This is a genomic window from Sandarakinorhabdus rubra (assembly GCF_010994245.1).
Classification (GTDB): domain Bacteria; phylum Pseudomonadota; class Alphaproteobacteria; order Sphingomonadales; family Sphingomonadaceae; genus Sandarakinorhabdus; species Sandarakinorhabdus rubra.
The window spans coordinates 1-7837 of the sequence record NZ_WMHO01000122.1; the positions used below are offsets into that span (position 1 = coordinate 1).

General features: G+C 66.3%; 9 protein-coding genes. 7 read left to right on the forward strand and 2 right to left on the reverse strand.

The annotated features are described in order from the left end of the window. From GJV64_RS15490 to ilvC, 4 genes are all read left to right on the forward strand, one after another. On the forward strand, nt 1–237 hold a 237-nt coding region (locus GJV64_RS15490), incomplete at its 5' end, for a hypothetical protein (RefSeq protein WP_205599571.1). Nucleotides 238–357: 120 nt separating this feature from the next. Beyond that, complete coding sequence (locus GJV64_RS08720; protein ID WP_164156872.1) at nt 358–2106, forward strand: acetolactate synthase 3 large subunit; 1749 nt, start codon at nt 358–360, stop codon at nt 2104–2106. 3 nt (nt 2107–2109) lie between these two features. After that, nucleotides 2110–2619: an acetolactate synthase small subunit gene (gene ilvN / locus GJV64_RS08725; RefSeq protein WP_164156873.1), complete on the forward strand. Its 510-nt coding sequence runs from the start codon at nt 2110–2112 to the stop codon at nt 2617–2619. A gap of 42 nt (nt 2620–2661) precedes the next feature. Further along, the gene (gene ilvC, locus GJV64_RS08730) at nt 2662–3681 is read left to right on the forward strand and encodes a ketol-acid reductoisomerase (protein ID WP_164156874.1); all 1020 of its coding nucleotides are present in this window, start codon (nt 2662–2664) and stop codon (nt 3679–3681) included. 155 nt (nt 3682–3836) lie between these two features. On the opposite strand, the gene GJV64_RS08735 is transcribed toward ilvC, so the two are convergent. Beyond that, nucleotides 3837–4319, reverse strand: coding sequence for a DUF2721 domain-containing protein (locus GJV64_RS08735; RefSeq protein WP_235927666.1), 483 nt, complete (start codon nt 4317–4319; stop codon nt 3837–3839). A 246-nt stretch (nt 4320–4565) separates the two neighbouring features. Between GJV64_RS08735 and GJV64_RS08740 the strand changes: the two genes are divergently transcribed. Beyond that, on the forward strand, nt 4566–6116 hold the full coding sequence (locus GJV64_RS08740; protein WP_164156875.1) for a 2-isopropylmalate synthase: 1551 nt from the start codon (nt 4566–4568) through the stop codon (nt 6114–6116). Continuing rightward, a complete protein-coding gene (locus GJV64_RS08745; protein WP_164156876.1) occupies nt 6113–6478 on the forward strand; it encodes a hypothetical protein in 366 nt (121 codons plus the stop codon). Before GJV64_RS08740 ends, GJV64_RS08745 begins: the two co-directional genes overlap by 4 nt. 10 nt (nt 6479–6488) lie before the next feature. On the opposite strand, the gene GJV64_RS08750 is transcribed toward GJV64_RS08745, so the two are convergent. After that, a complete protein-coding gene (locus tag GJV64_RS08750; RefSeq protein ID WP_164156877.1) occupies nt 6489–7130 on the reverse strand; it encodes a superoxide dismutase in 642 nt (213 codons plus the stop codon). 291 nt (nt 7131–7421) lie between these two features. Between GJV64_RS08750 and rpsF the strand changes: the two genes are divergently transcribed. Then, a partial coding sequence (gene rpsF, locus GJV64_RS08755; RefSeq protein WP_164156879.1) for a 30S ribosomal protein S6 occupies nt 7422–7837 on the forward strand: 416 nt, incomplete at its 3' end.

Genomic DNA, 7837 nt, shown 5'->3' on the forward strand with positions numbered 1-7837 from the left:
CTTGCCGCGCCGGCCAGCGCCCGTTGCGCGCCATCCGATGCGGCCTGCCTGACACCGGCGGTCACCCCTGTCGCCGCCACATTCACACGGGCCGATGCGATGCCCGTCGCGCAGCCCGTGGCCCGCCGCGATGCCGGCGCCGTGCCGCCGGCGGTGGTCGCGGCCATCGTCGGCCTGCTGGCGTTGGCCATGGCATTCCGTCCACGCTCGCGGGGGTTGCCGGAAGTTACCTCCTGACCGAGCCAAGCGCATGAAAATTGCGCAGATGCCGCTTGACCGGCCAATTTCTTTCCCATAACAGCAGCGCTTCGCCGCCTTGCGGCCGCATCTGCATGGGACAGGAACTGGAACTTCGCCATGGGCACGGAAAAGACCGGCGCCGAAATCACCATCGAGGCCCTCACCGATCTGGGGGTCGAGGTGATTTTTGGCTATCCGGGCGGCGCGGTGCTGCCCATCTATGACGAGCTGTTCAAGCAGAACCGCATCCGCCACATTTTGGTGCGCCACGAACAGGCGGCGGTGCATGCGGCCGAAGGCTATGCCAGGGCCAGCGGCAAGGTGGGCGTGGTGCTGGTCACCTCCGGCCCCGGCGCCACCAACGCGGTGACCGGCATCACCGATGCGCTGATGGATTCGATCCCGCTGGTGGTGCTCACCGGCCAGGTGCCGACGCACCTCATCGGGACCGACGCCTTCCAGGAATGCGACACGGTGGGCATCACCCGCCACTGTTCCAAGCACAATTACCTGGTGAAGGAGACGGCGAAGCTGGGCCCCGTGCTGCACGAGGCCTTCCACATCGCGCGTTCCGGCCGCCCCGGCCCGGTGGTTATCGACATCCCCAAGGACGTGCAGATCATGAAGGCCCGCTATGACAAGCCGGGCACGATCACGCACAAGACCTACAAGCCGCAGGTGAAGGGCGATCTGGCCAGCATCGAGGCGGCGGTGGAGATGCTGGCGGCCGCGGAACGCCCGATCCTCTATACTGGCGGCGGCATCATCAATTCCGGCCCGGTGGCGAGCCAGCTGCTGCGCGAGCTGGCCAAGGCCTGCGGCGCGCCGGTCACCTCCACGCTCATGGGTCTGGGCTGTTTCTCGGCCGAACATCCGCAGTTCCTCGGCATGCTGGGCATGCACGGCAGCTACGAAGCCAACATGGCGATGAACAGGTGCGACCTGATGGTCTGCCTTGGCGCGCGCTTCGATGATCGCGTGACGGGGCGGCTGGACGCGTTCAGCCCCGAAAGCCGCAAGATCCATGTCGATATCGACAGGTCCAGCTTCAACAAGACGGTGCGCGTTGATCTCGCCATCCAGGGCGATGTCGGCAGCGTGATGGAAGACATGCTCAAGGTCTGGCGGTCGCGCGGGCATCGCCCCGCCGACCAGTCAGCCTGGTGGGAGCAGATCGCCGGCTGGCGCAGCCGCAACAGCTTCGGCTTCGAGCAGAAGGGTGAGGCGCTGCTGCCGCAGAAGGCTATCCAGCGTCTCTATGAAATGACCAAGGCGAAGAAGCCGATCATCACCACCGAGGTGGGCCAGCACCAGATGTGGGCGGCCCAGCATTTCGGCTTCCACGAGCCGAACAAGTGGCTGACCTCGGGCGGGCTGGGGACGATGGGCTATGGCCTCCCCGCCGCTATCGGCGCGCAACTGGCCTTCCCGAGCGCGCTGGTGATCGACATTGCCGGTGAAGCCAGCATCCAGATGAACATCCAGGAACTGGGCACGGCGGTGCAGTATCGCCTGCCGGTGAAGATCTTCATCATCAACAACGAATATATGGGCATGGTGCGCCAGTGGCAGGAGCTGAACCACGGCAGCCGCTATTCCGAATCCTATTCCGACAGCCTGCCCGATTTCGTGAAGCTGGCCGAAGCCTATGGGTGGAAGGGAATCGTGATCGACAGCCCGGACAATCTGGATGACGGCATCGCCGCCATGCTCGATCATTCGGGCCCGGTGCTGGTGGATTGCCGGGTGTCGAAGCTGGCCAACTGCTTCCCGATGATCCCCTCGGGCGCGGCACACACCGACATGATCCTGTCTGCCGCCGACGAGGTGGGGCCGGCCGATGATGACGCGAAGGCGCTGGTGTAGGCCATGAAGCATCTCCCCTCCGAACGGCACACGCTGTCGATCATCGTGGACAACGAGGCCGGCGTGCTGGCCCGCATCGTCGGCCTGTTCTCGGCGCGCGGCTACAATATCGAGAGCCTCACGGTCGCCGACGTCTCGGCCGATCACGATGTATCGCGCATCACGGTGGTCACCAGCGGGCCGCCGCCGGTGATCGATCAGATCATGGCGCAGCTGGAACGGCTGGTGCCGGTGCACCGGGTGATTGACCTCACCGAGCATGGCCCGCATGTCGAGCGCGAGATGGCGCTGGTGAAGGTGGCTGGCAGCGGCGACAAGCGGGTGGAGGCGCTGCGGCTGGCCGACATCTTCCGCGCCCGCCCGGTGGACACCAGCACCACCAGCTTCGTGTTCGAAGTGTCGGGCTCCACCGAGAAGGTGAACCAGTTCATTGCCCTGATGCGGGAGGTTGGCCTTGTCGAGGTCGCCCGCACCGGGGTCGTGGCCATTGCCCGCGGACCCGAGGCGGTCTAACGCCATCCCGTTTTCAAACTCACTGCACAGAAAGCTCTTCCCATGCGCGTTTACTATGATGCCGATGCCGATGTCGGCCTGATCAAGGCCAAGAAGGTCGCTATCGTTGGCTATGGCAGCCAGGGCCATGCCCATGCCCAGAATCTGCGGGACTCGGGCGTGGCCGATGTCGCCATCGCGCTGCGCCCCGGCTCGGCCACCGCCAAGAAGGCGGAGGGCGCCGGCTTCAAGGTGCTGAGCAACGCCGATGCGGCGAAGTGGGCCGACGTCATCATGGTGCTGGCGCCCGACGAGCACCAGGCCGCCATCTACAATGATGATCTGGCGGCCAACATGAAGCCCGGCGCGGCGCTGGCCTTCGCCCACGGCCTCAACGTGCACTTCGGCCTGATCGAGCCGCGCGCCGATATCGACGTGTTCATGATCGCGCCCAAGGGCCCCGGCCACACGGTGCGCAGCGAGTATCAGCGCGGCGGCGGCGTGCCCTGCCTGATCGCCATCCACCAGGATGCCAGCGGCAACGCCCACGACGTGGCGCTTTCCTATGCCTCGGCCATCGGCGGCGGGCGCTCGGGCGTGATCGAGACCACGTTCAAGGAAGAGTGCGAGACCGACCTGTTCGGCGAGCAGGCGGTGCTGTGCGGCGGGCTTTCTCACCTCATCATGGCCGGCTTCGAAACGCTGGTGGAAGCCGGCTATGCGCCCGAAATGGCCTATTTCGAGTGCCTGCACGAAGTGAAGCTGATCGTTGACCTGATGTATGAAGGCGGCATCGCCAACATGCGCTATTCGATCAGCAACACCGCCGAATATGGCGATTATCACACCGGCCCGCGCATCATCACCGATGAGACCAAGGCCGAGATGAAGCGCGTGCTGGCCGATATCCAGCAGGGCCGCTTCGTCCAGCGCTTCATCCTCGACAACCGCGTTGGCAACCCCGAGCTGAAGGCGGCCCGCAAGCTGCAGAACGCCCACCCGATCGAGGAAACCGGCGCCAAGCTGCGCGGCATGATGCCGTGGATCGCGAAGAACAAGCTGGTGGACAAGGCACGCAACTGATCGCAGCCGGGCGAGCGCGCGTGCCGCGCACCGACTCCGGCAAGATCGGCCAGCGACCAAAAAGGGCGGCCCCGACAGGCCGCCCTTTTCGTGTGTCGTCTGACGGCGCGGCTTTGCCGCGACGCCCCTTTCTTCTCTGCCGTTCCCTTCCCCTGCTATTCACCCGCAGGCCGGCGCTCCGCCAGCAGGTCCTGCGCCCGCACCCGCACGCTCCTCAGTGCCAGCTGCACTTCCCACAGGAACAGCATCAGCCCGCCGGTCAGCAGCATGGTCGAGGCGATGAACAACCAGGCCACCACTTCGTCCAGCGTGCCGCCGATCAGCTGCTCGATGAACAGGAGCGCCACCACCATGCAGACCAGCAGCGCGGCCAGCGTGCACAGCGCGATCGCCCAGTTGGCCGCCGCCATGCGCCTTGCCAGCACCGCCAGGTCATCGATCGCCAGCCGCCGCCGGTCGGCGGTGTAGCTGCCGACATGGGCTTCGAGGTGGCGTGCCCGGTCAACCACGCGCGACAGGCGGTGGGCCATCACGTTGAGCATGCCGCCGATGGCCGTCAGCAGGAACACCGGGGTCACCGCCTGCTGGACAGCAGACCCGATATCGATCGCGGCAAAGACATCGGCCATGGCGCGCATCAAGCCCCGCATCCCGCCGGCGCGCAAGTGTTGTGCGCATGGCTTTGGCTTGCGCTGGGCCACCGCTTCGGGTTATTGCAGCCGCCATGGCTTTCCAACCGGCCCTCACGCTGCTGCGACTTACACGCCCTCGGGCGTGATGCTGGCTGCTGGGCGCGTTCCCTCGGCCTCACGCCTTGAGGGGATTTCTTGGACACTCCGGCAACAGGCCCGCAGCGTCGGGCCAGCGTTCAGACAGGCACAGCCATGACCAGCATCGACAAGAACCGTATCCGCATCTTTGACACCACCTTGCGCGACGGGGAACAATCCCCCGGCTGCTCGATGAATCTCGAGGAAAAACTGAAGGTCGCAGCCCAACTGGAAGCGCTGGGCGTCGACATCATCGAGGCCGGCTTCGCGATTGCCAGCGAAGGCGATTTCGAGGCCGTGCAGGCGGTCGCCAACATCTGCGACAAGGCCATCGTCGCCAGCCTGGCGCGCGCCGGGGCGGCCGACATCGAACGCGCCTGGGCGGCGTTGAAGGGCGCCCGCAACCCGCGCATCCACACCTTCATCGCCACCTCGCCGCTGCACATGAAGGTGAAACTGAACAAGTCGCCGGAAGAGGTACTGGAGGCGATCCGCTTCTCCGTCGGTCTCGCCCGCAACCTGTGCCCGGATGTCGAATGGTCGGCGGAGGACGCAACGCGCTCTGATCCCGATTTCCTGTGCCGGGCGGTGGAAGTGGCGATTCGCTCGGGTGCCACCACCATCAACCTGCCCGACACGGTGGGTTATGCGACGCCGGAAACCTATGGCGCCATGTTCCGCGACGTGATCACCCGCGTGCCGAACGCCGATCAGGCGATCTTTTCCACCCATTGTCACAATGATCTGGGCCTCGCCGTGGCCAACACGCTCTCTGCCATCATGGCCGGCGCGCGGCAGGTGGAAGCCACGGTCAATGGCATCGGCGAGCGTGCCGGCAATGCCGCGGTGGAGGAAATCGCCATGGCGCTGAAGGTGCGCCACGACGTGATGCCGTATCAGACCGGGATCGTCAGCACGGAGATCACCCGCGCCAGCCGGTTGGTCAGCGGCGTCACCGGCATGCAGGTGCAGGCCAACAAGGCCATCGTCGGCGCCAATGCGTTCGCGCACGAAAGCGGCATCCACCAGGATGGCATGCTGAAGGACTCGTCCACCTACGAGATCATGACGCCGGACAGCGTGGGCCAGGGCGCCACCAACCTGGTGCTGGGCAAGCACAGCGGCCGCGCCGCCTTCCGCTCGAAGCTGGCCGAGATGGGCTATGACCTCAGCGACAACGAGTTCGGTGACGCCTTCAAGCGCTTCAAGGACCTGGCCGACGCCAAGAAGCAGGTGTTCGACGAGGATATCGTGGCGCTGGTCGATGATGAGGTGCTGCGCGGGCATGACCGCATCCAGGTCGTCGAGGTCGAGGTCTATTGCGGCAGCAATGGCCCGCAGCGGGCGATCCTGACGCTGTCCATCGACGGCGAAGAGGTGACGGCGGCAACGCGCGGCAATGGCCCTGTCGATGCGCTGTTCAACGCCATCCGCAAGCTGGTGCCGCACGATGATGCCGTGCTGAACCTCTACCAGGTCCATGCCGTCACCGCCGGCACCGATGCCCAGGCCGAGGTGAGCGTGGTGCTGGCCGAGAACGGCCGCAGCGTGCGCGGCACCGGCGCCCATACCGACACGCTGGTGGCGTCGGCCCGGGCCTACGTGAACGCGCTCAACAAGCTGATGGTGAAGCGCGGCAAGTCGGCGCTCTCCGCCGCCGGGTGAAGCGCCTCGTCCTCGTCTACAATGCCCAGGCCGGGATCGTGGCCGGCGTGATGGACAGCATTCACAAGCTCGTCTCGCCGGCCACCTACCCCTGCCAACTGTGCGCCGTCACCTATGGGCTGGCGACCATGAAGCGCGAATGGCGGGCGTTTCTCGACGGGCTGGGCTTGGACCTGGTCTTCCACCACCGCCCCGATTTCCGCGCCGCCTTTCCCGCCGCTGCCGACTGGCCGCTGCCGCTGGTGGCGGTGGAGGAGGGCGGGCGGCTGGACGTGCTGATCAGCGCTGCGGACTTCGCGGCCATTCCCGACTTGTCGACGCTGATCGAGTTGGTTCGCGAGCGGATGTTGCCGGCGCCCTGAGCCCTTTCGGTCAGTTGCCGTTGCTGTCGGGATGCTCCCATTTGGGGCCGTAACCCTGGGCCGCGGCATATTGCCGGCCAGCAAAGGCCCAGTTGGGCAGCGCATCGAACCAGGCCGCGAGAAAGCCCGCCCGATTGCCCTGGTGATCGAGATAATAGGCATGTTCCCACACGTCGCACACGATCAGCGGCGTGGCATCGGTCTTGCCCTTCCAGTCCTGCGCGTCATGGCTCACCGTTATCGCCAGGCCGCCCTCGGCATCGGCGACCAGCCAGACCCAGCCCGATCCGAACTGCGCCACGCCGGCAGCCACGAACGCCGTCTTCAGGTCGGCCAGAGAGCCCATCTGCGCGGTGATGGCTGCGGCCAGGTCGCCGGTCGGCGTGCCGGGTGTGTCGGTCATCGCGTCCCAGAAGAAGCTGTGGTTGCGGGCCTGGGCGGCATTGTTGAACAGCGCCCGGTTGCCGGACTGGCGGGCGGCGGCCATTACCCCGTCCAGCGTGTCGGGCGCGATGTTCGCGGTCTCGAGCAGGGCGTTCAGGGCCTTCACATAGCTGCCATGATGCTCGACATGGTGGTGGTGCAGCGTTCGCGCCGATGTCACCGGGGCAAGCGCATCATAGGCATAGGGCAGGGGCGGCAACAGGAACATCGCGGGCAACTCCGTTCCCGGCGCCCCGGGCGGCGGGCAGCATTGGGGACGAGACGGCAGGCTATGCCCGTCTGGTGGATGCCGGCAGCACCGGAATCCACCCATGGCTGCGGCGGTGGCCGCGCCGCTGTGCGGGCCAGTCGCAAGGGCGAATCACTTGCCTTTCCGCCGCGCCTCGGCCATAGGCGCCGCTTCACCGTGCCGGGCCAGCCCTTGCGCGGGGAAGCGAAGCAAGCCGGAGGGGCGTTTCCGCATGGTGCGGCGCCAGCGATCGGCAACGGAGAGAAACACATGCCGTTCTACGAGCATGTCTTCCTCGCGCGGCAGGACCTGACAACCGCTCAGGTCGAAGCGCTGACGGAAGGCTTCACCAAGGTCCTGGCCGACGGCAAGGGCACGGTGGCAAACAGCGAATATTGGGGCCTGCGTGGCCTCGCCTATCGGATCGCCAAGAACCGCAAGGCGCATTACGTGATGCTCAACATCGACGCCCCGGCCGCCGCCGTGGCCGAGCTGGAGCGCCAGGTTGGCCTCAACGAAGACATCATCCGCTACATGACCGTGCGCGTCGACGCGCTGTCGAACGAGCCGTCGGCGATGACCCGCCGTGGCGACCGTGGCGAGCGCGAAGGCGGCCGCGAAGGCCGTGAGGGTGGCCGTGAAGGTCGCGGCGATCGTGATGGCGGCGCGCCGCGCGGCGAACGCCC